Source organism: Filobacillus milosensis (assembly GCF_004402015.1).
Taxonomy (GTDB): Bacteria; Bacillota; Bacilli; order Bacillales; family Alkalibacillaceae; genus Filobacillus; species Filobacillus milosensis.
This window is the reverse complement of record NZ_SOPW01000040.1, coordinates 1-2157: the sequence shown is the minus strand read 5'-3', so window position 1 is coordinate 2157 and position 2157 is coordinate 1. Positions and strand designations below refer to the sequence as shown.

At 28.8% G+C, this 2157-nt stretch carries 3 protein-coding genes; 2 read left to right on the top strand and 1 reads right to left on the bottom strand.

What is annotated here, in order from left to right:
• Positions 1 to 244: 244 nt before the first annotated feature.
• Both E3U55_RS16970 and E3U55_RS16965 read left to right on the top strand, forming a co-directional pair.
• The gene (locus E3U55_RS16970; RefSeq protein ID WP_134341670.1) at positions 245 to 733 is read left to right on the top strand and encodes a hypothetical protein; all 489 of its coding nucleotides are present in this window, start codon (positions 245 to 247) and stop codon (positions 731 to 733) included.
• A 154-nt stretch (positions 734 to 887) separates the two neighbouring features.
• On the top strand, positions 888 to 1178 hold the full coding sequence (locus E3U55_RS16965) for a hypothetical protein (protein WP_134341669.1): 291 nt from the start codon (positions 888 to 890) through the stop codon (positions 1176 to 1178).
• A gap of 135 nt (positions 1179 to 1313) precedes the next feature.
• Here E3U55_RS16965 and E3U55_RS16960 read toward each other — a convergent pair whose 3' ends face one another.
• A complete protein-coding gene (locus E3U55_RS16960; protein WP_194840969.1) occupies positions 1314 to 1883 on the bottom strand; it encodes a group-specific protein in 570 nt (189 codons plus the stop codon).
• Positions 1884 to 2157: the final 274 nt, after the last annotated feature.

Here is a 2157-nt window from a genome sequence, read left to right as displayed (position 1 = left end):
CTCGTCGAAACGGTCGTAAACCACTTCATTCAACAATATGTTCAGACAAGTGGCTTGAAATCCTGCGAATAAGTGAGTATTTGAAAGAAAATTGATTCTAACCGAGGGAGTTGAACAAGGCAGTCAGCAAATTGATCGTCTTTTTTAATTTACTGATAAATTATTGGAATATTGTGTTAACATTTATTTAGAAGACTTTGAGTTACTGGGCAGGACTGTTGAATAAAGGAGAGAGTGGTTTTTAATGAAGAAAATTTTACTTTTTTTAATAATCGGACTCGTGCTAATAGGGTGTACAAAAGATGATGCAGAAACACACAACATATCTAAAGTAGGAGAAGGTGAAGTTACTTCTTATAAAGACGTATTACTTGTGAGTGATATTAATGAAGATTTAAACGGAGATGGAAATAAAGAGCGTATTGTTTTAAGAGTATCCCCTGCACCATTTGTAACTTCAGAGAATCCAAAACAGTATGGGTGGGATGATTCTCACATTTGGCAATTATTTGTTGAAGATCATGAAGGAAATACTTACTCTTTATTTGATGACTCTGTTCAATTTTCAGCGCAAATGTATATAGTTGGCAAAGAAAATAAAGAAAAAGCAATTGTTTTTGAAATAAATGGGACCTCATTAAAATTAATAGAGTATAGGTATAATTCTGATGGTTATTTTGAAAAACGGAATATATATAAGAATAGCCCTATGATTCATAAATCATCAATATAATGTATAAAGCCCTTCTTGATAATAATGATTCTTCAACTATTTGGGGGCAATAGTTTAAGAAAACGATCAATTAAATTAACCGTTTATTCTTATGAGAAATTTTTAACGATGATTTAAAGACTGAAAAGATATAAAAAAGGGAGGGAATAGATTTATGTGGAAACCAGTTTTACTACTACAAGGTATTATTTCACTTTTTACCTTCTTGCTTTTAGTAATGGGATATTTGATTATATTTAGACCAAACCCTTTCTTTGTTATAGGTATTGATGCTTTTTTATTACCAATTCCTCTATTTTATATAAATATTGCTATTATAGTTGTCTTAATAGTTATGTTACTTATGAAAGCTGGGAGCTTTAAGTTTTCGTTAATTTTATTAATAGTGAACATTTTAAACGTCACTATAGGCTTCCAAATTATTTTTTTAACATATTCAGTTTAACATTTTAATTGAAATTTAACTAATGGGAGCTTTAGTTGAAGAAGCGAATGAAAAAGGACCACACAATTAGATATGTCTAATATGTGTGGTCCATTAATTAACATATTAATCTAAATCAATCTAATACGCTGGTGTTTATGATGGCTTGTTACTCCAAGAAACTTTAACAGCATTATCAATTGATAATCCCTCTTTAATTAAAAGGTGAGGTATAAAGTGAAATAAACCAAATTTATTTCCTTTTTGATTTTCTTCTTTATAATAATTAACCGTTTCTTTAGGAATTGAGGTTAATTCTTTAAAGTCTTCAATATGTTCAATAATAGATATTTCTTCATCATAAATGTGTTGTCCAGGTCCATTCCAGTTTTCAGGTCTATAATGATATAATGCTGACGATTTCTTATTAAGCTTATAAGCAGGAATTTTAAAAAAATGAAGATCCTTTTTTACTTCAATACCTAAATTATCTAACTCATTAAATACATGATAGGGGTGTAATGGGAGAAAATGTACTACATCATTCCATAAACAATCCAGTTTAGGAATTTTCCTTTTTAATAAATTTTCTCTTTCTCCTTGATACTTCTTAGTATACTTTTCATATAGGTTTGGATATTCATTTTTAATTTTGTTTAAGGGTATTAGATCATTACCTTGCATCTTTTGAGGTACGATGTGATAAAAATAATTAATATAAATCACTCCTTTACTTAAGTATCTTAAGTTTAAAAGAGATATAGAAAAAAATATAGTCTAAAAATTTCCAAAAATGTATGCTATAATATATGTAGTGAAAAAGAGTTGATAATCCACATATAGGGTTGTCAACTCTTTTTTCTTATTCAACAAACGGGGGCAATAGTTAAAGAAGGCGATCTACAATTTGATCGCTTTTTATTTTGTCTAATAATTTTTTGGAATATTATGTTAACATTGAACTAGAAGATTTTGTGCTAACGGGGCAGTTTAGTTGAAG